At 59.8% G+C, this 20251-nt stretch carries 17 protein-coding genes; 6 read left to right on the forward strand and 11 right to left on the reverse strand.

What is annotated here, in order from left to right; translation table 11 throughout:
- Positions 1-60: 60 nt before the first annotated feature.
- Together Poly24_RS22105 and Poly24_RS22110 are read right to left on the reverse strand one after the other, a co-directional pair.
- The gene (locus Poly24_RS22105; RefSeq protein ID WP_145100783.1) at positions 61-3549 is read right to left on the reverse strand and encodes an efflux RND transporter permease subunit; all 3489 of its coding nucleotides are present in this window, start codon (positions 3547-3549) and stop codon (positions 61-63) included.
- An 11-nt stretch (positions 3550-3560) separates the two neighbouring features.
- Positions 3561-5003: an efflux RND transporter periplasmic adaptor subunit gene (locus Poly24_RS22110; protein WP_145100786.1), complete on the reverse strand. Its 1443-nt coding sequence runs from the start codon at positions 5001-5003 to the stop codon at positions 3561-3563.
- Here Poly24_RS22110 and Poly24_RS27190 point away from each other — a divergent pair.
- Positions 5002-5166: a hypothetical protein gene (locus Poly24_RS27190; RefSeq protein ID WP_197452096.1), complete on the forward strand. Its 165-nt coding sequence runs from the start codon at positions 5002-5004 to the stop codon at positions 5164-5166. The two genes, Poly24_RS22110 and Poly24_RS27190, sit on opposite strands and share 2 nt — an antisense overlap.
- Here the strand turns inward: Poly24_RS27190 and Poly24_RS22115 are convergent.
- Both Poly24_RS22115 and Poly24_RS22120 read right to left on the reverse strand, forming a co-directional pair.
- Positions 5161-5607, reverse strand: coding sequence for a hypothetical protein (locus Poly24_RS22115; RefSeq protein ID WP_145100789.1), 447 nt, complete (start codon positions 5605-5607; stop codon positions 5161-5163). The genes Poly24_RS27190 and Poly24_RS22115 overlap by 6 nt on opposite strands.
- Positions 5608-5683: 76 nt before the next feature.
- Complete coding sequence (locus tag Poly24_RS22120) at positions 5684-6154, reverse strand: dihydrofolate reductase (RefSeq protein WP_145100792.1); 471 nt, start codon at positions 6152-6154, stop codon at positions 5684-5686.
- On the opposite strand from Poly24_RS22120, the gene Poly24_RS27195 reads away from it, so the two are divergent.
- The gene (locus tag Poly24_RS27195; protein WP_197452097.1) at positions 6153-6290 is read left to right on the forward strand and encodes a hypothetical protein; all 138 of its coding nucleotides are present in this window, start codon (positions 6153-6155) and stop codon (positions 6288-6290) included. The two genes, Poly24_RS22120 and Poly24_RS27195, sit on opposite strands and share 2 nt — an antisense overlap.
- Here Poly24_RS27195 and Poly24_RS22125 read toward each other — a convergent pair.
- Positions 6287-6685 (reverse strand): nuclear transport factor 2-like protein, encoded by a 399-nt coding sequence (locus tag Poly24_RS22125; protein WP_145100795.1) that lies wholly within the window; start codon positions 6683-6685, stop codon positions 6287-6289. The two genes, Poly24_RS27195 and Poly24_RS22125, sit on opposite strands and share 4 nt — an antisense overlap.
- A 534-nt stretch (positions 6686-7219) precedes the next feature.
- Positions 7220-10948 carry a proline dehydrogenase family protein gene (locus Poly24_RS22130; RefSeq protein WP_231753286.1) on the reverse strand — a complete coding sequence of 1243 codons (3729 nt, stop codon included), beginning with the start codon at positions 10946-10948 and terminating at the stop codon, positions 7220-7222.
- Positions 10949-10977: 29 nt separating this feature from the next.
- Between Poly24_RS22130 and Poly24_RS22135 the strand changes: the two genes are divergently transcribed.
- Both Poly24_RS22135 and Poly24_RS22140 read left to right on the forward strand, forming a co-directional pair.
- Positions 10978-11643 (forward strand): NUDIX hydrolase, encoded by a 666-nt coding sequence (locus Poly24_RS22135; RefSeq protein ID WP_145100801.1) that lies wholly within the window; start codon positions 10978-10980, stop codon positions 11641-11643.
- A gap of 121 nt (positions 11644-11764) precedes the next feature.
- Complete coding sequence (locus Poly24_RS22140) at positions 11765-12949, forward strand: amino acid aminotransferase (protein ID WP_145100805.1); 1185 nt, start codon at positions 11765-11767, stop codon at positions 12947-12949.
- A gap of 85 nt (positions 12950-13034) precedes the next feature.
- Here Poly24_RS22140 and Poly24_RS22145 read toward each other — a convergent pair whose 3' ends face one another.
- The 3 genes from Poly24_RS22145 to rpsR all read right to left on the reverse strand — a co-directional run bounded on the left by Poly24_RS22145 (position 13035) and on the right by rpsR (position 15750).
- The gene (locus Poly24_RS22145; protein WP_145100808.1) at positions 13035-14867 is read right to left on the reverse strand and encodes a UbiD family decarboxylase; all 1833 of its coding nucleotides are present in this window, start codon (positions 14865-14867) and stop codon (positions 13035-13037) included.
- Between the two features lie 87 nt (positions 14868-14954).
- Positions 14955-15374 (reverse strand): acyl-CoA thioesterase, encoded by a 420-nt coding sequence (locus Poly24_RS22150; RefSeq protein ID WP_145100811.1) that lies wholly within the window; start codon positions 15372-15374, stop codon positions 14955-14957.
- Between the two features lie 112 nt (positions 15375-15486).
- Positions 15487-15750, reverse strand: a complete 264-nt coding sequence (rpsR, locus tag Poly24_RS27525; RefSeq protein WP_145100815.1) for a 30S ribosomal protein S18 — start codon at positions 15748-15750, stop codon at positions 15487-15489.
- A 290-nt stretch (positions 15751-16040) separates the two neighbouring features.
- Here rpsR and Poly24_RS22160 point away from each other — a divergent pair, with 290 nt between their 5' ends.
- Complete coding sequence (locus tag Poly24_RS22160; protein WP_145100818.1) at positions 16041-17633, forward strand: sulfatase family protein; 1593 nt, start codon at positions 16041-16043, stop codon at positions 17631-17633.
- 530 nt (positions 17634-18163) lie between these two features.
- Here Poly24_RS22160 and Poly24_RS22165 read toward each other — a convergent pair.
- Entirely contained in the window at positions 18164-18859 is a 696-nt protein-coding gene (locus Poly24_RS22165) for a class I SAM-dependent methyltransferase (protein ID WP_145100823.1), read from the reverse strand.
- Positions 18843-19316 (reverse strand): Rrf2 family transcriptional regulator, encoded by a 474-nt coding sequence (locus Poly24_RS22170; RefSeq protein WP_145100826.1) that lies wholly within the window; start codon positions 19314-19316, stop codon positions 18843-18845. Before Poly24_RS22170 ends, Poly24_RS22165 begins: the two co-directional genes overlap by 17 nt.
- Before the next feature lie 88 nt (positions 19317-19404).
- Here Poly24_RS22170 and Poly24_RS22175 point away from each other — a divergent pair, with 88 nt between their 5' ends.
- Positions 19405-20004 (forward strand): class I SAM-dependent methyltransferase, encoded by a 600-nt coding sequence (locus Poly24_RS22175; RefSeq protein ID WP_145100829.1) that lies wholly within the window; start codon positions 19405-19407, stop codon positions 20002-20004.
- Positions 20005-20251: the final 247 nt, after the last annotated feature.

The raw sequence follows: 20251 nt of genomic DNA on the forward strand, positions 1-20251 counted from the left end.
TACTTATCCTTGAGGAACCTAATTGGAGGCTCGGTCCACCGCGGACCAGGCCAGAGTGATTTATGTCAGAGGCTCGAATCGCGAATCGTCATCCTCCGCCGTGCCGCTCGCCAAAGCGGCCGCATCTTTTCCGCTGAACGCCCAAAACAGACCAGGGTGAATTAAGAACTCACAAAAGGTCGAAGTGGTCAGTCCACCGAGGATCACCGTCGCGACGGGATACAAGATCTCGCGCCCCGGTTCCTGGCCACCAACGACCAGCGGGATTAAGCCGATCCCGGCGGTCAGCGCCGTCATTAAAACAGGAGCCAGTCGTTCCAGGCTGCCACGCAGCACCATCGCCTGCGTAAACGATTCGCCTTCCTCTTTCATCAAGTGGAAATAGTGTGTAACCAGCAGGATCCCGTTGCGGACGGCGATTCCGCCTAGCGAAATGAAGCCGACCAAACTGGCAACCGTCAGACTTTGTTCGGTGAGCACCAACGCCAGCACGCCGCCGATAAAAGCGGTTGGCAAGGCGTTGAGGATCTGCAATACGATCCGCACCGACGGGAACAATAACATCAGCACGACAAACATTCCGACGACTGAAACTCCGGCCAATGCGATGATCCACTGCGTCGCTCGTTGCTGGCTCTCAAACTGCCCGCCGTATTCGATATAGTACCCAACGGGCAATCGAATCTGCCCGTCGATGCGTTGCTTGATCTCGTCGACCGCGCTGGCCAAGTCGCGGCCCTGCGTGTTACAGCGGACCGCGATCCGCCGCCGCGCATCTTCGCGATTAACCGAATTAGGCCCCGAGCCTTCGCCGATGTTCGCGATTTCCTGCAGTTCGATCTGGCCGCGATCGGCGTACCCAGGGTGATCGGGCAGATCGATTCGCAACCGACCGAGGTTGGCGTAATCGGTTCGGTAGGCTTCTTCCAGTCGAACCATCAGGTCGAATCTCCGTTGCCCCTCGAGCACTTGCGATACGACTTCACCCTGCAACGCGATCTGCAAGACATCGGCGACGTATTGCCGCGTCAAACCATGCAGCGCCAGATCGTCCGATCGCAATTGGATATGCAGTTCGGCAACCTGTTGAATCGGTTCGACGACCGGCGGTGTGATTCCAGGGATCGACTGCAACGTCGACTTCACCTGTTCGGCAATCCGCTGTAGCGTGTCGAGATCATCGCCATGAATTTTGATCGCGATCTGTGCGTAGATCCCCGAGACCATGTGGCTGATCAAATGCGCCAGCGGCTGTTCGACTTCGATGTCCACACCCGGCGCCTCGTTTTTCAGCTTCTTCAGCAATCCGGCCAAGATCTCCTCACGATCCTGGTCGACTTCCGGATTCATGCTCAAGATGTATTCGCCGACGTTCACCGGTGAGGCATGCTCGTCCAATTCCGCTCGCCCTGTGCGGCGGACGAAATGCAAGATCTCCCCTTCGGGCCGATCCTCGTTTTTCTGCATCGATTGGAAGACGGCATCGATCGTTTGCGAGACCCGATTCGAAGTTTCCAGCGAGGAGCCCGGAGGCAAGGTGACGTTCACTTGCACGCTCCCCTCGTCGAACGGCGGCAGGAAATTACGCCCCAGTTGCGACATCTGCCAAGCTGCCAACAGCACTCCCAACCACGTCGCGCACAGCAGCATCCGCGGGCAGGCCATGCTCAATTGAATCCAAGGCGTGACAGCTCGCTTCAAGCCACGCAACAGCAGCCCATCGTGATCGCGGTGCGTTGCCGACGACTTGGGCAACAGGTAATACGACAGCGCCGGCGTGACAGTCAACGAAACCAGAAAGGACGCCAGAATCGAGATGATGTAGGCGAGTCCCAGCGGCGCGAACAACCGTCCCTCGACGCCCGACAGCGCGAACAGCGGCAGGAAGACCAGGATCACGACCGCGGTGCCAAACATGATCGCGCTGCGGATCTCTTTGCTCGCTTCAAAGACAACTTGAATCGCAGCCCGCCGCGTCGGGGCTGCGTTGTTCTCTTTCAGTCGTCGGAAGATGTTTTCGACGTCGACGATCGCGTCGTCGACAAGTTCGCCCATCGCGACGGCGATCCCGCCGAGTGTCATCACGTTGATCGAAAGCTCGCTGCCGCTGAACCATCCGATCCAACGGAAGACCAGCGTCGTGATCACCAATGAAAGTGGGATCGCGGTCAGGGTGATGAAGGTCGTGCGAAAGTTCAGCAGGAATAGAAACAGCACGACCATCACCAGGAAGGCACCGATCACCAACGCCTCGGCAACATTAAAGATCCCGCGGTCGATGAAGTTTTTTAAGCGAAACAATTCGCTGTTGATGATGATGTCCGCCGGCAGCGACGCTTCGACTTCGGCAAACGCGGCTGCGATATCGTTGGTCAATTGACGCGTGTCGACGTGCGGTTGTTTGACGGTCGTGAAGACGATCCCCGGTCGGCCATCGACGCTCCCGTCGCCTCGCTTCAGTTGAGGCCCTTCGCTGACGCGAGCGACTTGTTCCAACAGCACCGAGCGTTTGGGATGATATCCGACGGGGATCTTCTTCAGGTCTTCGATCACCACCCGCGACTCGGGCCCCAGGCGTCCGAGGATCCGGATCGACCGTTCGGTCTCGCCGGTCACGGCAAAACCGCCACTGGTGTTGATGTTACTTTCTCGCAGTGCTTGAGCGACGTCCTGCACCGTGACGTCATATTCCAGCAACGCTGTCGGATCGATCAGAATCTGGTACTGCTTGCGATCGCCTCCCTGCATGAAGACCTCCGCCACTCCAGTCGTCTTCAACAGCCTTGGGCGGATGATCCAGTCGGCGACGGTGCGGAGATCCAATTGCCGTTTGGCATCGCTGTAGAAGTGGACGTCGTATTCCTGCCCATCGATTTGAATCGTCGCGATGCCAACGCCGTCGGGCGATTCCCCGGCCATTTGAGGATCGTCGGCCGCAGCGGCAGTCCATGTGATCGACTGCGTTTCCACGGGCGTCCAGGTTTTGAGGTCCTTGCGCTCGACCGGCTGCCAAACGCGAATCGCTTCGGCCGGGCCGGCGGCATCGATCCGTTCGGCCATCAACCCGGTCTTTCCCACGACCGCCAGCTTGCCGCCGCGCGGCCCCGGTTGTCGATAGATCCCCGCGACGACGATCTGCCCCATGATCGACGATGGAGGCGTCATCTGAGGACGAATTCCTTCGGGCAGGATGCCTTGCAGTGTCGTCAGGCGTTCCTGGACAGTCTGTCGCGCCGCGCGGATCTGCGTCGACCAATCGAATTCGATGTAGATCACGTTCAGCCCGGCGGTCGTCTGGCTGCGAACCGCTTGCACACCATTGGCTCCGATCAACGCGATTTCGATCGGCTGGGTGACCAGCGTCTCGACCTCTTCGGTTGCCAGGCCAGGAGCTTCGGTGATGATCACCACCCGCGGCCGATCGAGATCGGGAAAGACATCGATCGGCATCTGAGCCGCTTGGTACGAACCGTACACCAGCAGGGCCAGGCTGATCACTACGACCAGCATCCGATACCGCAACGAGAAATGAATGACAGCGTCTAACATGATGTCAACTTTCAGTGAGCGGCGTGGACGGTGCCATCGGGATGAACGTGAACGCCGGCTTGTTGGCCGCTGGCCGCTTGCGACCGGAGGACGCGGTTCAGCGAGGCGGCAGCGTTCTGAGCCAGGTAGGTTCCCGGTGTCACGCTGCCATCGTTGGCCAACACGATCGATTGGCGATCTTCGTGCAGCACATGCACGGGCAGACGTTTGAAGAGGTCGCCGTTTTGCATGAAGACATACGCTTCGGGCCCGTCGCGGACGACCGCCGCGGCGGGCAGCACCAACACGTTCTCCAGTTTCTCGACGGGAACGTGCAGTCGAACGCGTTGCCCCGGCCGGAATCGCCAGACCAGGAAGGTTTGTTCCGCCTTCTGGTACGCACGCGATTGGTTTCGCAGCGGAATGAAGAAGTCGAACGTGCGGCTGTTCGTGTCGATGGCGTTGCTGAGGTGGCGGATCTCAAACCGCTGCTCGAGTTCGGGCCATTGGTCGGTTGCGTCGTCGGCGAATTCGATGTCGATCGCTCGCCCTTCTTGAGCGGCTCGTTCCAGGAACGGTGCCTCTCGCTTGAAGGCATGCCCCACGACATACAGCGCCTGGTGATTGGCGAGCGTCGCCAACGGTTGCCCGGCTTGCACCTGTTGCCCAAGTTCCACCAACAGTTCCTGGACTTCAAACGCAAACTCGGGCGCGCGGGAACTGGACGAATCGAAGCGAGCCTGCTGGACCGGCTGGATCGTTCGCGCCGCCCGATCGGTGTTGGTTTCGGTAAGTGGTACGGTCGGCAGAGCCTCGGGAGCTCGTACATCGATCGTGGACAAGAAACTGCCCGATTCGATCTGTTCGATTTGCGCCGAATCGAGGCCGCGCGAACGTAAGTCCTGGCGGGCGGCTTCGATCAAGATCTGTTGCCGGCGAAGATTGCCTTGCAATTCGATCATCTTGCTTCGGACCACCGCGCCGGAAGTCACGGCGTCCGAGACGCGATCGATGTCGGCTTGGATGATTGCGGTCTCCTGTTTCGCTTTGAACAGCTGAGTCTGCGTCGCTTGCAGGTATTCGCTGAACAATCGCAATGTGAACAGCCGCTCGCCCGGGCGAATCGCGTCGCCGGGCGAGATGTGGATCTCGGTCACAACGCTTTCCGCTGGCGAGGTGACACCGCGATCGGAGACACCTGGGCGATCGGCCAGCTTGCCAGGGATCTGGAGACTGCGCCAATAGGTTTGCGGCCGCGCCGGCTGTGACGTGAGCCCTAGGTTCTTTCTCGCTTGAACGCTGATTTCGAGGATCGTCTGTTTTTCGGGCGCTGGCTGCGGCGGACTCTCCTTGGCGACTGCGGGAACGCTGTCGGCAAACGGCAATGCATCGCGTAAGCACCATGTCGTCAAAGCGACACCGGCGGCGAGCGCAAGTCCGAACAGGAGTTTTGTAAGCGAAGGAACGTGTTGCATGATGACCTGCATCTTTCCACAAAGACCCATCGGCGTCTTGTTAGATCGCGTGAAGGGGGCGCGAGTTCGCGCGTGCAAATGGAGTGACGATACGCCGGAAACCAATCAGCCTGCCGCCGTCAATGCGACGCAGGTCGATGGTGCGCAATCGTGGTCGCTATAGCCGTAGAGAGGCTGTCAGAAGGTAGATCGGCAGCTTCGGTCGCCGATCGGGGGGGCCGCTGCTGCGGCGATACTGGCGTTCCCGTTGAGGGATGGTTCCAGCGAGCGAGGTGAATGGCAGCGACGATGAATCGAGACTGATAGAAACCGCGTTGCGAGCGACGGTCCCGTCGGAGTCGACAAAGTAGACCGCGTCGCCATCGTGGTCGCATGCAAGCGACAGTTCCGTTAACGCATCCGCAGGGGATTCCTCGCCGGCGGATGGTCGGTCGGCCTGCCCATGGTGATGCCCGTGATCGTGATCATGCCCGTGGCTGAGATGAATGTGAGGCCGGTGAGCATGGTCGCCAGGCTCCGCACCGCCCGATGCCGCATGCGAATGAGGCACGACGTGCCCCAGCATGAAGGTCGCAATTAGCAGCAAGGAGAGAAGCGGACGCATCGGTGTTTCTTAGTGTTTGGATCCGGTCGGGCACTTATCGCATCGTAGCGTCGAATCGGTCAGTGGTCTAGCGCGTTTATCGCGAACCGGCCTTTCTTTTCCATCGCCGGAACGTGAACTGCGGTTGCTCGCGCGTCTCGACGACCTGCCATTGATCGGTATCAAACGCGGGGAAATACGCATCGCCACGGTACTCGCCATGGATCGTGCTCAGATACATCTGGTCAGCGACGTCGAACGCTTGTTCGTAGATCGAACTTCCCCCGGCAATGAAGATCTCTTTGCCCAACGCCTTGGCCATCGCGATCGCTTCGTCAAACGACTTTGCCACTGGAATGTCGTCGAGTTCGGTAGACCGTGAAACGACGATCAGCGACGTTTCGGGGGCCACATCTTTGCCGAAGATCTCATACGTTTTCCGCCCCATAATCACCGTTTGGCCGGCGACGAAGTCGAGGTATTGCTGGTATTCGGCGGGAACGTTCCAGGGCATTCCATTTTGGCTGCCGATCACGCGATCTTCGCTCATCGCGGAGATGATAATCATGCCTGAAGGAGCTCCTTGCTTGGGGAATCTGCAAAACCACACTTTGGCTTGGCTGCAGTTTCTCGGCAAGCGGGCGAGCGAGTTTCCATTGCAGCGAACGCGATCGGCAATCGAATCGCGGGCGATCGGTGTTTAGAAATTGGGGTCGTAGTAGAACCTCACGGCGATGATCTTGCCGTTCTTCCAAGTCGAAACTTGAACTTGTTCGGGCCAGAACTTCGATCCGTCGATCATATCCGCCTTGATCGTATATTCCGCCATCGTGACTCCGTTGCCCTTGCCATCGTCCGACGCGACCGCGATCGATCCGAGATCGATGCCATGAAACTGCTTCACTTGGGTTAAGAACTGCTTCTCAAAAGCGATCATGTTCGCTTTCCCCTCACGCCGCGAACCGTCCCCTTCAATTTGGTAGGCATCGTCGGCGTAGTAGTCCTCCATCACTTCGACGAACTCTCCCTTGGCACAGCGTTGAACAAACGTGCGCTGCATTTCTAACAGTTCGCTCTTGGGCGTTGCGGCATCGGACATTTTGAACCCTCATCGTTTGAGTTCTACGCGTCGACCTGCCAGGCGATGCTGCAGGTCGGAATGCATCTGGTGACTTCTGTATTGCAGTTCGGGGATTGGAGGAACAAATCTCAAACAAGTTTCGCGGTTGTGTTTGACGACCGGGCCCCGCGGGTTCGTTGCAAACCGGTAAAGCGACGCAGATCGGAAGACCTGAGTCCTCGCGAGTTTGCTGTTCGCATTCGCTTGGAATCGTTTAGCGGAAAAGAACGTCGGCAGTTCGCGGTGTTGTTCACACCGCAGCCATAACGCGAAAAGAGTTGGTGGTCAGAAGCCGAAAAGAAAGAAAAGTGCGTATCTAAATGGATCGAACGACACCAGAAATGCGAGCGGTCCTTGATCGATCGATGCTTCGTTCTCGATGGAACGTACATGTCGAGAGTCCATTCTGGAACTTCGCTAGGGTCAAGTCAATGAAATTCGCGCGGCGACCGCTCGTTATTTATCGGAAATCGCCCCGGAAGCATGTCGGTTATTCTGGAGTATAGATGTCTGTCATAAGACGTGGCGTCGAGCCTCTTCGGATCGGCGGCCGAGATTGCCGTAGCGATGGTAGTCGACACAAACGCTTTGTTCGCGAACGTAGTGCAGCAGTTCGTAGCGTCCGTCGCTGAGGACGGGTGTCTGGCAGATGTAGACGTTGTGTTGGTTTGCCGCTTCGCGAACCGCAGGGTCGATCGCCGCGGCGTGTGTCATCCGGATCCGCAGCACTTCACCCTGTTCGATCGCATCGATCCATTGCTGCGTCGTCTCTTCGATCATCTCGATCCGCGCCGCCCAGTCGTCCGTCAGGAACTCAATCACATCGACCAACGCCAATGCTTCGCCCGGTCGGTGGCTGAGCGTGATCCGGCATCCGGCAGCATGCGCCGCGGCGATGCAGCGGACAATGTCCAGCGGACCATCGGCCGCGCTGATGCCGATTCGCAGCGCGGCGATCGGACGATAGCGACGCCAGTTGTCTTGTCCGACCAGGCGGACGCTGTCGTGCTGCTGGCGATACTCTTCGGTCGCCCAACGGTCGTAACTGGCCAGCGCCGTCTGCAAGCGATCGATCACCGATTCGGTCGCATCCTCGCCGCCGCAGCGCTCGATCAGCGCGGACGCTTCGGGCGTCTTCAAGTTCTCGCGCATCGACTGCAATGCCGGCAGTTCGAAGCGATGCGCATTGAACATCTGCGGATGATCGATCTGGTCGCGCAGCTTCATCAGCGACGCGACGTAGTGCGGGCCTCCCGCTTTGATTCCCGGACCGAACGCACTTTTGCCCAGTCCGCCAAAGGGTTGCCGCAAGACGATCGCGCCGGTCGTCGAGCGATTGATGTAGAGGTTGCCGGCTTGGATCTGTTCTCGCCACAGTTCTTGTTCGCGATCGTCCAAGCTCTCCAGCCCGCTGGTCAAACCGAATCCTGTCGCGTTGACGATGCGGATCGCTTGCTCCAATTTGCGAAACGGCATCACGCCCAGCACCGGGCCAAACAGTTCGGTCATGTGGGTGAAGCTGTCCGGTTGGACATTCCATTTGATCCCGGGGCGATAGAGATTCGGATTGTCATCGCACGGTTCGGGCATCACCAACCAGGACTCTCCTGGTTCGAGCTCCTTGAGCCCGCGAGCCAGTTCGCCGCTGGGCGGTCGGATCAGCGGACCGACTCGCGTTTGCAGTTCCCACGGCGTTCCGACGATCAAGCTTTTACAAGCGTCGGCTAACATCTCGCGAAACGATTCGTCTTCAAAGACTTCATCTTCGAGCAGCAGCAGCGAAGTCGCACTGCACTTCTGACCGCTGTGACCGAAGGCCGATTGCAAAACGTGTTTGATCGCCAGTTCGCGGTCGGACAATCCGGTCACGATCGTCGCGTTTTTGCCTCCCGTCTCGGCGGCCAGTGCGAGGTCGGGGCGAATCCGCAACATCGACTCGGCGGTTTCGGTCCCACCGGTCAAGATCACGATGTCGACCTCGGGGTTCTCGACCAGCCGGCGGCCTGCATCGCTGCCGCGGCAGGGAACCAATTGCAACGCCTCACGCGGCACGCCCGCGTCCCAGAACGCTTGGCACAAAAGATAGGCCGGCAGGACCGTTTCGGATGCCGGTTTCAGCAGCACCGTGCTTCCTGCCGCCAGCGCCGCCGCGACGCCACCGCAGGGGATCGCGATCGGAAAGTTCCACGGACTGATCACCGCGACCACGCCGACGCCCGACGCCTGAACTTGCGGCGATTGATACGCTTGGTCGGCGCACAGGCTGTAGAACTCGATAAAGTCGATCGCCTCGCTGACCTCGGGATCGCTTTCAGCCAGCGTCTTGCCGCCGTCGATCAGCGCCGCCGCCAACAGATCGCCACGCCGCATGCGAAGCAATTGCGCCGCATCGCGCAAGGTGGCGCAGCGGGCTTCCGATGACATCGATCTCCAGTTGCGAGGATCTTGCCTGGCGCACGCGATTGCCGCATCGATGTCGTCGCTTGTCGCCATCGCATACCGGCAAGCGATCTTGCCGGGGCGCGACGGATCGCGACTTTCGGCGATCTCCCGCGCGTCGGTCACTTCGCGACCGGCGATCGAGAGCGGGATCCGCGTCGCCGCCTCGTCGCAGCGATCGCGCCACGACGCCAACAATTCCTGAGCCCAGCGGCTGTTCTGAGGCAACGACCAGTCGGTGTTCGGTTCGTTGATGAACTCCTGCCACGTCTCGCCCACCTCCGGCCTCTCGGGCACTTGGCTTCGATCCTGCTGGCGACGCGGCTTGGTCGAGACCGAATCGATCGCCACCAGCGACGCCCGAAATCCGTCGGCCAGCGTCCGCCACGCCTCGGTGCCGGGTTGAAGTTGGAACGCATGGCGGAGGAAGTTTTCCTGCCCCGTGTTTTCGTCCAGCCGGCGGATCAGATAACCGATCGCGTTGAGGAAGTCGGTTTGTTCGCAAGCCGGCGCGTACAACAGCATGCTGCCGGTCAGTTCCAGCAGCGCGCGGCGCTGCTGGTTCGCCATCCCTTCGAGCATCTCAAACTGCACGCGCTGCAGCGCATCGGCTTCGGTCGCCCAGATCGCAGCCAAGGCGATGTCGAACAGGTTGTGCGACGCCACGCCCAATCGCAACGCGGCGGAGTTCTCCGGAGCCAGGATCGTGCGGATCATGCGTTTGTAGTTGGCGTCGGTTTCGTGCTTTGTTGTGTAGGGAGCTTGCGGCCAACCTTCGATCGACGCTTCGACGCGTTCCATCTCCATGTTCGCTCCTTTGACCACGCGGATCGTCAACGGCAGGCCACCGGCGGCGGTTCGTCGCTGCGCCCACTGAGCCAGATCCTGCAAGACGTCAAACGAATCGGGGATATACGATTGCAACGCGATCCCGGCGCGGACCTGCGACAGTTCGGGGCGATCGAGCGTCCGCTTGAGCACGTCGACGGTTAGATGGAGGTCGCGATATTCCTCCATGTCCAGATAGACAAACTTGCTGGTCTGCGTCCCGTCGCGACGCTGGAAGGTCTGCCGCATCGCGGCGCGGTAGAGCAGTTCCAGTCGGTCGGCGATCACGCTTTCGGTGTGCGATCGGGCTAGCGTGGAGATCTGCGAATAGATCGTCGAAACCTTGACCGAGATGCATTCGATCTCGGGCATCTGCAGCGCGGCGAGGTACTTTTTCAGCCGCTGCCGCGTTTCGCCTTCGCCCAGCAACGCCTCGCCCAACAGGCAGACGTTCATCCGAATCCCTTCGCGTTGCCGCTCGCGAAGATGCTTTTCCAGCACCTCCTTCTCCGCCGGCAAGATCACGTTGGCCGTCTCGTGCCGCATTTTGTCTTTGACCATCGGGACGGCGACGCCGGGCAGGTAGCCGCCGAAGGTTTGGAAGCCGCGCAGCAGCGTGCGGTCCAGCGGGCTGAAGAATCGCGGCACGCCTTGAACGTCCAGGATGTGCGTCAATTGGTCGGCAACGCGCTGCGGCACGTCGGTTCGGAACGCTTGATCGGTCATCTCGATAAGTGTCGCTTTATCCTCGTGATGTCCGATCATGCGATCGAGTTCGGATTGCTGGCGACGCTCGGCGGGCGTTAACAGTTGTTGCGATCGCTGCAACAGTTGTTTCGCCAAGGCGATCGCGCGCGCTGCGTCGCGCTGCCATCCGGTCAGTCCGGAGGCCGCCGATTCGGTGGCGGCAACGGCCTCGTTGAGGTTGAGGAAAGGGGACGCTTCCGCGGCTGGGTCCGAAGCTGATGATGACACGGTGTCGATTCTCCGTTTAGAATTGTTAGATGCCAACAAACCAACCCGTCGAACTGCCGCTGCCCGTGCAACCGATGACCCGCTTAGGGGAACAACGGTCGCGAACGCGGAGCGCTTACAACCAAGCATCGGTCGGGCTCGCTTACGGACGCCACGCCGGACCGGTTCCGGGAGACGCGCGGCAAGCGGCTGTCCTTATCATGTTGGCATGGGACGGGGCGCAATGGAACCTACCGCTGACCAAACGCCCGACCAGCCTGCGACATCACGGCGGGCAGATCTGTTTCCCCGGCGGCCGCTTGGAAGCGGGTGAATCGGCGGTGGAGGCGGCGGTTCGCGAGTTCGACGAGGAACTGGGGATCGTCCCGGACGATTTGCAGATCCTGGGGCGGTTGTCGACGATGCATGTCTACGCCAGCCATAACGTCGTCACGCCGATCGTTGCGACGACGCGGCAGACGATGCAATTCCGGCTGGATCCGGTGGAGGTCGCCCAGGCGATCATGCTCCCCTGGGACGCGTTGACCGATGAATCGCGTTGGACGATGCGGAGTATGCAGCGGCCGATCTTTCGCAACCGCGAGGTTGTCGATTCGTTTACGTTCCGATATCGGGCGCTGCAATTTGGCGAGCACCTGATCTGGGGAGCGACCGCGATGATGCTGGCCGAACTGTGCCAGGTCGGTTACCGGTAACGCGGGGGCAGCGGGAACGCCGACTTTGCTCGATTGTGGCCCTCCCCGAGTCGCACTTCGGCGATTAGGATAACGGACAGCAATCGTTCTTTTGCCCGATTTCACCTCGGTTAACCCTGCCATGTTCGAAACGATCCAAACCGCGCCTCCCGACTCGATCCTTGGTCTCTCGGAAGCATTCCAAAAAGATCCCAATCCCGCCAAGATCAACCTCAGCGTTGGTGTATATAAGGATACGTCGGGACAAACGCCCGTCTTGCGGTGCGTTAAACAGGCTGAAGAAACGCTGCTGAAGACCGAAACGACCAAGGGTTATCTGGGTATCGATGGCTTGCCGGAGTATCGCCAGCACGTCCATGGATTGGTATTTGGCGAACAAGTTCCCGCGTCGCAAGTCGCCGTTGTGCAGACACCGGGCGGAACGGGTGCGCTGCGCGTCGCGGCCGACTTTATCGCCACGCAACTACGCCCCGCCCGCGTCTGGCTGTCGAACCCAACCTGGGCTAACCACAATGCCATTTTTGCGGCGGCCGGAGTGCAGGTGGAGACCTACAGCTACCTCAACGCCGAAAAGACCGGGCTTGATTTCGACAGCATGCTGGACGACCTGAAGACGAAATCGCACAACGGGGACGTCGTCCTGCTGCACGCCTGCTGCCACAACCCGACGGGGGTTGATCCGACAGCCGAACAATGGGCTCAGATAGCCGAAGTCGTACGCGAGCGTGGCCTGCTGCCATTGGTCGATTTCGCCTACCAAGGCTTCGGCCAAGGGATCACCGAAGACGCCGTTGGCATTCGCACGCTGCTGGAAACTTGCGACGAGATGTTGGTCGCTAGCTCCTTCTCAAAAAACTTTGGGCTCTACAGCGAACGCGTCGGCGGACTGTCTTTGGTCGCGAAAAACCCCGAAGAAGCCACCGCGGCAATGAGCCAGCTGAAGTGCATCGTCCGCACGAACTACAGCAACCCGCCGCGTCATGGGGGAGCGATCGTTGCGACGGTCTTGGGCAATCCGGAACTGACTGCAACCTGGCACGAAGAGGTCGCCGAGATGCGGGACCGGATCGCTGCGATGCGTAGCCAGTTTGTGACGCAGATGCACCAGCGGCAGAGCAAGCGGGACTTTTCGTTCCTGCTGTCGCAGAGCGGCATGTTCTCGTTCAGCGGTCTGAACCCGATGCAGGTCGACCAGTTGCGGAACGAATACGCGATCTACATCGTCGGCAGCGGGCGGATCAACGTCGCCGGCATGACCGACGAAAATCTGCCGCGTCTGTGCGACGCGGTCGCTGCGGTTCTTTAGTTCGCGAAACGCCAACGCAAAGCGGGCAACGGATGGGAGCCATTGGTGGTCCACCGTTCCCGCCGCTTGATTGCGGCCAGATCATCTACAAGTATTTCGCCAAAGCGCCGCCACGGGCGGCGATCGCATCGACTCGCTTGACGATCTCGGGATCTTCAATCAACGGAGGCGCGTGGTGCGGTTTGACGCGTGCGTCGATCACCAGCGATCCCTCGCAGCCCCAGTGCTTATCGGCGACAAACGCTCCGATGCCATAGACATCCGCGGCGGGATTGCTGCGAGTGAACGTCGTCCAGACAAAATTGTTGATCGTTCGGGCGCTGAAGTCGCTGTCGTCGGCAACGATCACCAACGGGAAGCGATTGATCGGCGATTGAACGTCCATGCGGTCGGTCAACAGCGCATCCAGACGCGGCCGCGACGCCGACGCGGCCGGACCTTGAATGATCAGGATTCCCGGAGCCGCAACTTTCGGCTGGCCAAACCCTTCGGGCAGATGCAGGTCCCCTTCGATCGATGTCGGCAACTGGCGAACGACGGGGCCAACCGCCGCGATCACCACCTTCGATCCGCGATTGAGTCCCGATCCGGAGTAGTCCAACGTGTCGATGGTCGTTTGTGTTTGGAAGTGCAGATCGCGACGCCAATCGACGCGCTGCAACATATGCTGCAAGAAGCCCGAGACGTCGTGGATGTCGAGCTGTGTGTTGTCGTAGTGGTTTGCGATCCAGAGGTATTTGGCAAGCGACAGCTGACCGTTGCCAAGGACGGCGTTGGCTTGAGTCAGCAACTCCTGCGGCTCGTTAGCACCACTCATCGGCATATACCGCTCGCTGCCGATCGCCAGCAGCAGCGGATGGACGCCCGAAGCATCGACCGCGTGAACCGCCTTGATCCCCGGCAAGACCGTCGGGATCACGGGGCCGGTCAGATCGTGGATCAGTTCGCCGAAGGTCGTATCCTCTTGCGGAGGCCGCCCGACGACGGTCAGTGGCCAAACGGCATCGTTGCGGTGATAAACACGCTCCACATTCAGGACCGGGAAATCGTGCTGCAGGCTGTAATAACCCAGGTGATCACCAAACGGACCCTCCGGCTTTTGTCGCGTTGGATCGATCGTACCGACGATGGCAAAATCGGCGTCGGCGTAGATCGGCGCATGCCCCGGGCCGGTAACCATCGGAATCCGGTGCCCCGCCAAAGCGCCGGCAAAGGTCAGCTCCGACAGCCCTTCGGGCAACGGCATCACGGCGGAAAGGGTCATCGAAGGGGCACCGCCCACGGTGACGACAACGCGAAACGGGCGACCGTTCTCCAACGCTGCGCGATGATGGACGCCGATCCCACGATGGATCTGGTAGTGCATCCCGACTTCGGTCTGCGGATCGTAATCGTTCCCCGATAACTGAACCCGGTACATCCCAAGGTTTGTCTGCTGCAGGCTGGCGCCGTCGGCCGGTTGGCTGAGCACTTGCGGCAGCGTGACAAACGCACCACCATCATCGGGCCACGATTTCAATTGCGGCAGATCGGGCAGAGCGATCGAATTCTGCATCACCGCACCGCTTCGGCAGCGGCGAGGCAACATCGTCAGTGCGGCCAGCGGGACGCTGGGGTAACGCCAGAACTGCTTCGCCGCCAACGAGGGGTCGATCTTCAATTCGATCAACTTGCGAACGCGGTCGATCGTGTGGCGGAAAAGGTAGCGGGCTTGTTCCAGCGACCCAAACAGGTTGCTGACCATTGGAAACCGACAACCGGTCACGTTGGTAAACAGGACCGCCGGCCCACCGTTAAGGTAAACGCGACGCTGAATCTCCGCCAATTCGAGATTGGCATCGACCGGATGCTCGTAACGGATCAAACGCCCGCCTGCGGCGAGGTCGTCGACGGCCTGTCGAGTGCTGCGATGTTTCATGAGCCTAGACGGAGGGCTTGAGAGAGGGGCAGGCGAGATTCCAGAGCGAGCCCCGGGAAGGATTCCGCGCAGAGGACGCGATGAAAACTAAACCGTATGCCGAGCCAAGCGTTCACGGGTGGCAGCGGGGATTTCGATCGAGGCGATTTGGTGCCGGGCGTCGATGCGACAGCAGACGACGGTGATTTCACCGACGGCAACCAATCGATCAGCGACCCGAAACTCATGCCGATAGCGGACGCTCTTGCTGCCCAAGTGAAGAATGGAGACCGCGATATCGATGATATCCTCGAACCGCACCGCGCTTTTGTAATCACACGTCGCCGAAACGCGAGGCCAACCGATGGTCGATTCGCCGTCGGGCTGCATCACACTTAAGCCGACCGAACGGAGCATTTCATGTTCGGCCTGCTCCATGTAGGTGAAAAAGGCAGAGAAATGCATGATGCCAGCGGCATCGGTGTCGCGAAATTCGATGCGGCGTCGGGTCTGGTAGGGGCTGCTCATCGTCGATCCTGCCGGTGGGTCAGTTCACGGTCGCGGTGTCGGCGCACGAAAAAAGAGCCGTATTGATTCCATACGACTCTTCGTTGTCTTGTCTTCGCGGGCAAGCGAATGCTTATTCGCCAACAAATGGCAGCAAAGCCATGAAGCGAGCGCGTTTGACAGCTTGCGTTACGGCGTGCTGGCTGGTTGCCGAACATCCGCTCTTGCGGCGTCCAACGATCTTGCCGTGGCGATTGACCAACCGACGCAGAAGTTCCACATCCTTGTAATCGACGTACATCGGACGTGGCCGAGTGCCATCGACGAACAGTGGATCTTGCTTCTTCTGACGAGAGCGGACACGCGATCGCTTGCGTGCTCGGCTCCGGGTACTCATTGGTCGTGCAGCCATGGAAAATGTTGAATTTTGTTAGATTGTGGAGATTCGAGTTTCGGACTGCCGCGCGCAGCAAACCACATACAGAGGGACGATTATGACAAGCTGTGTGAATTCTGCAAGTGCAAATCAGTGTGGCACGCGGCTTTAAAATGGCCGCCGGCCGCCCCCAAAATCGCGCGGGGCTGGACGTTGATTTGCCAGCAATTACCTGAATTTAGGTCCCACCGACAGGTATAATTGTCGACTCACCCCACCAACAACCTTACAACTCCCTCGAAAAAACCGCCATGAAGCATTTTCTTGCTCCCATCGCCTGCGTTCTGCTGCTGGCCTGCCAGACGGCGACTGCCGCCGATCGCCCCAACGTGATGATTTTGATCAGCGACGACGTTTCCTGGCCGCACGCATCAGCCTACGGTTCCAAAATGGTGACGACTCCCGCGTTCGACGCGATTGCCAAGCAGGGCGTGTTGTTCAACAACGCGATCTGCCCCAGTCCCGGCTGCAGCCCCTCGCGGGCCGCGTTTTTGACAGGGCGGCACACCTGGACGATCGAGCACGCTGGAACGCACGCCAGCTACTTCGCCCCCGAATACGAGACCTTTCCGATCCGTTTGGCCGATGCCGGATACTTTGTGGGGCACACCGGCAAAGGTTGGGCGCCGGGCGACTGGAAAGCCCTCGGTGGCAAGCGCGATCCGTGCGGCCCCAAATTCAAAGCCAAACCCGCCAAGGGAGAATCGAGCTACGCCGCCGGTTTTCGGGAGTTCCTGAATCAACGTCCCGCTGGCGAACCGTTCTGTTTCTGGTTCGGCAGCACCGACGCTCACCGCCCCTACAAATTTGGATCGGGCCTCGAGAAAGGAATGAAGCTGGAACAGGCGGAGGTTCCCGGCTACCTGCCCGACGCTCCCGAAATCCGCAGCGATTTCTTAGACTACGCATTTGAAGTCGAACGTTTCGACGATGATTGCGCGACGATGCTACAGATGATTCGCGACGCGGGCGAGTTCGAGAACACGATCTTTATCGTGACCAGCGACAACGGCATGCCGTTTCCACGCGCCAAAGCGAACTGTTACGAGCACGGCATCCATGTTCCGCTAGCAATCTCGTGGCAGGGACATTTTCCCGGCGGGCGAACCAGTGACGACCTTGTCAGTTTCGTCGACATCGCCGCGACGATCTACGAAGCGAGCGGCGTCGCGCCACCTTCGGCCAAGCCGCTCTCGGGCAAGAGCATGCTGTCGATGCTGGAGTCTGAAAAATCGGGGATCATCGAACCGCAGCGGACCGAAGTTTTCAGCGCCCGCGAGCGTCATTCCTCGTCGCGCTACAATTCGCTCGGCTACCCGCAGCGGGCGATCCGCACGCATCAGTACCTCTACATCCGCAACTTCCGCCCCGAGCGGCTGCCGGCCGGACCGGCTCAGAAATATGACAGCGTCACCTACGATGCCGCTGGGAATCTCGTCGACGCCCAACTGGGGGACGCCCATGGCGGATATCACGATATCGATGCCTGTCCCTCTTTGGACTATTTGATCGAAAAACGGGACGACCCGAAGTTTGGAAAGTTCCTGGGTCTGTCGGTCGACCTGCGGCCGGGGGAAGAGCTGTTCGACATCCAGAAGGATCCCGATTGCTTGAACAACGTGGCGACCGACCCTGAGTTTGAGAGCGTCCGCAAGGATCTTCACAAACGTTTGACACAGCATCTCGAAGCGACGGGGGACGCGAGGCAGATCGACGGCGGCGATATCTGGGAAATGTATCCCCGCGTCAGCCCGCTGCGTTGGTTCCCCGAGCCACAGTGGGCCAAGGAGCACCTAGACCGCGTACCGATCCAAGGCTGGGTGGAAGAACGCCGCCCGCGTTGATCCCCGCAGAGGGGAGCAGGCAGAGGCAACACGGCGTCTTCTCGTTTGACCGCAATACCGTTCAACGAAGGCGCGTCGGACCGTCGCAAGAATTAGCGGCGGGACGTAGTGGACGAGGTTACGAGTCCCCGCGATTGGGTCTGATGCATGCAAAAGGACTCGTAACCTCGTCCACTACGCTTCGTTGAACGGTCTTCTCGTTGAACCGCGTGGGCAAACGCCCCGCGCGTCGATTGCCCTGGTGCGAGGTGGCCTGGGTTTTGGGGGCCACCTCAAACGGTTAGCTACGCCGCGGAGGCGGCTAAGCCCCGTTCGCGCGGTCGGCTGAAGCCTTTACTCCAGCGCGGTGATGCGGCGAAACACAACCCGACCTGCTCAGTACCCAAAGCTGGTGCGCAACACGAAGGTCTCGTTGTTGCTGATATCACCGGGCGAGAAACCGGTACTCCAGCTCGCGGCGTGTCCCTCTTTACGCCCTCCCTGTGGCTCTGCGTCTCCTCGACTCACGCAACCAAAGACCGGCCGTGTCTTTATGCGTAAGACACCCAGCCTCGGAAAGCGAACCCGGCGTAGAACAGTTCGACGTCCGAAAACCCCGCTTCCTGCAAAAGCGATTCGTCACGCTGGGGTTCGAGGATGGTGAGATAGGCGTCCACAGCCTTTTGGAACTGCGATGCCTTTTCGGCATCCAGGGCGGGGCGAACCATGTAGGCTGCGTACCGTGAAAGCCACCGCTGGCGCGCACCATCGGCTTGAGGGAAACTCAGGTGCACCACGATGAACGGTGCTTGTGGCTTGAGCCGCTGACGAATGGCGGCCAACATCTGCTTTCGCTCTTCCAGGTCTGCAAAATGCATTGTCAAAATGCACGTGGCCGCATCAAACGGCCCCTCTGGCGCAGCATCGACCTTGCCCTCGTGCAGCCTGACTCGCGAGGCAAGCGGCCCCAGCGTTTGCTCGGCAAGTTGCAGCATTGCCGGGGAAGGGTCCACGCCATCAAATTCCCAGCTCGGTTCCGCTTGGGCGAACACCTTCAACTCGAGTCCACCGCCAGCTCCAACGACCAGGATACGGCCGTGGCTTTGCACCCGCTCGGCCAGCAACAACGCCGCCATCCGCTGCATGTCCGCGAACCCCGGAACGGCGATCGGTGGCGAATCCACGTATTTCGCGACCGCTTCGGGGACGTGAAATGCCGCTTCGAGAAAATCAGCTTTGGAGTCCATGTCGGTTCGGTTTGGCTTGGAGGGAAATGCCTTTCGCTTTGAGGCGTTGGTGGCAATCGGCGCTCAGCGAGGCGAGCGTGACTTCCCCCAACTGCCGGAGCAGCAGTTGCTCGGCTTCGTCAAACGTCTTGCCCAGTGCGGCGTTCACCGATTGCTCCACCAAACATCCCGGAGCCTCCGTGCGATTGCCCATCGCCAACAACCCCGGACTGCCGACCGCCTCATAGATGTCCAGCAAAGTGACATCGGCCAGCTCGCACGCCAACGTCCAACCGCCTCCGTGCCCCTTGACGCTTCGTACGTACTGCTGCTCGCGAAGCCCCGCCATCAGACGACGCACCACGACAGGATTCGTGTCCATGATCTTCGACAAATCGTCCGAAGTCACCGGTTCGTCCAGCTCCGCCATGTGCAACAAAATGTGCAGGACGCCGGATAGCTTGCTATCTCGTTTCATGTAACTTACGGTATTACGTGTAGGCGACTCCGTCAAGTTCGGCTTGGAACGCCGCGGCGGCTCAGCCACACACTCCAGGAGCAATACGTTGTCACAACCCGACTGGAACGCTCGCTATTCCGCATCGGAATTTGCTTACGGCACGGAACCAAACTCGTTTCTCAAACAGCACGCAGACCTATTGTTGGATCCAGTGCTTTCGATTGCCGAAGGGGAGGGACGCAACGCCGTGTTCTTGGCCTCCAAGGGCTTGCGAGTTCACGCGGTCGACAATTCCAGCGTGGGGCTTGCCAAAGCCGCCAAGTTGGCTGCCGACAGGAAGGTGGACATCACGACCGAAGTTACAGACCTGCAAAACTTTACCCCGGAGCCAAACGCTTACGGCGGCGTTGTCTCGATCTACGCGCATCTGCCGAGCTCGATTCGAGCGAAGCTTTACCCGTTGTTGGTGAAAACAATGAGGCCCGGCGGCATCCTGATTCTGGAATCGTATTCAGAGAACCAACGTGGTCGCGGCACCGGCGGCCCCAGTGATCCCGACCTGCTGCTGACCTGCGGCAAGGTCGAGAAAGAATGGGTCGGACTGGAAACGATCCTGTTGCAGGAAACCGAGCGTGAAGTGCTCGAAGGCAAATTTCACACAGGCCTGGCTTCCGTGATCCAGTACATCGGCAAGAAGTCCAGCTAAATCCAGTCGGTCAAGCGGGAAGCCACGGCAATGGACTCGTCGCCGACCAGGTAAACGGGAGAAGACGGCACGCCGATCGCGTACTTGAGCACTAAAACCCCAGACCACAAGCCAGCGCCAGTTTTGAGAAGTATCTGTGAGCGCCATGCGTGCCGTCGAAACGCCAGTCCGCCAGGAGCCCCTAGGACCAAACGACTCAGCAGATGTCCGCCACGAAGTGACGCAACACGCTCAAGTCGCCTCGACT

Origin of the sequence: Rosistilla carotiformis (genome assembly GCF_007753095.1) — a bacterium.
GTDB lineage: Bacteria > Planctomycetota > Planctomycetia > Pirellulales > Pirellulaceae > Rosistilla > Rosistilla carotiformis.

Excerpts from the sequence above, each read along its gene's own strand:
- Poly24_RS22115 (WP_145100789.1), bottom strand. The coding sequence starts at position 5,607 with ATGCGTCCGCTTCTCTCCTTGCTGCTAATTGCGACCTTCATGCTGGGG.
- Poly24_RS22120 (WP_145100792.1), bottom strand. The coding sequence starts at position 6,154 with ATGATTATCATCTCCGCGATGAGCGAAGATCGCGTGATCGGCAGCCAA.
- Poly24_RS22170 (WP_145100826.1), bottom strand. The coding sequence starts at position 19,316 with ATGAAACGAGATAGCAAGCTATCCGGCGTCCTGCACATTTTGTTGCAC.
- Poly24_RS22160 (WP_145100818.1), top strand. The coding sequence starts at position 16,041 with ATGAAGCATTTTCTTGCTCCCATCGCCTGCGTTCTGCTGCTGGCCTGC.
- Poly24_RS22125 (WP_145100795.1), bottom strand. The coding sequence starts at position 6,685 with ATGTCCGATGCCGCAACGCCCAAGAGCGAACTGTTAGAAATGCAGCGC.
- Poly24_RS22165 (WP_145100823.1), bottom strand. The coding sequence starts at position 18,859 with ATGGACTCCAAAGCTGATTTTCTCGAAGCGGCATTTCACGTCCCCGAA.
- Poly24_RS22105 (WP_145100783.1), bottom strand. The coding sequence starts at position 3,549 with ATGTTAGACGCTGTCATTCATTTCTCGTTGCGGTATCGGATGCTGGTC.
- rpsR (WP_145100815.1), bottom strand. The coding sequence starts at position 15,750 with ATGAGTACCCGGAGCCGAGCACGCAAGCGATCGCGTGTCCGCTCTCGT.
- Poly24_RS22135 (WP_145100801.1), top strand. The coding sequence starts at position 10,978 with ATGCCAACAAACCAACCCGTCGAACTGCCGCTGCCCGTGCAACCGATG.
- Poly24_RS22150 (WP_145100811.1), bottom strand. The coding sequence starts at position 15,374 with ATGAGCAGCCCCTACCAGACCCGACGCCGCATCGAATTTCGCGACACC.
- Poly24_RS27190 (WP_197452096.1), top strand. The coding sequence starts at position 5,002 with ATGATGACCTGCATCTTTCCACAAAGACCCATCGGCGTCTTGTTAGAT.
- Poly24_RS22110 (WP_145100786.1), bottom strand. The coding sequence starts at position 5,003 with ATGCAACACGTTCCTTCGCTTACAAAACTCCTGTTCGGACTTGCGCTC.
- Poly24_RS27195 (WP_197452097.1), top strand. The coding sequence starts at position 6,153 with ATGCCTGAAGGAGCTCCTTGCTTGGGGAATCTGCAAAACCACACTTTG.
- Poly24_RS22140 (WP_145100805.1), top strand. The coding sequence starts at position 11,765 with ATGTTCGAAACGATCCAAACCGCGCCTCCCGACTCGATCCTTGGTCTC.
- Poly24_RS22145 (WP_145100808.1), bottom strand. The coding sequence starts at position 14,867 with ATGAAACATCGCAGCACTCGACAGGCCGTCGACGACCTCGCCGCAGGC.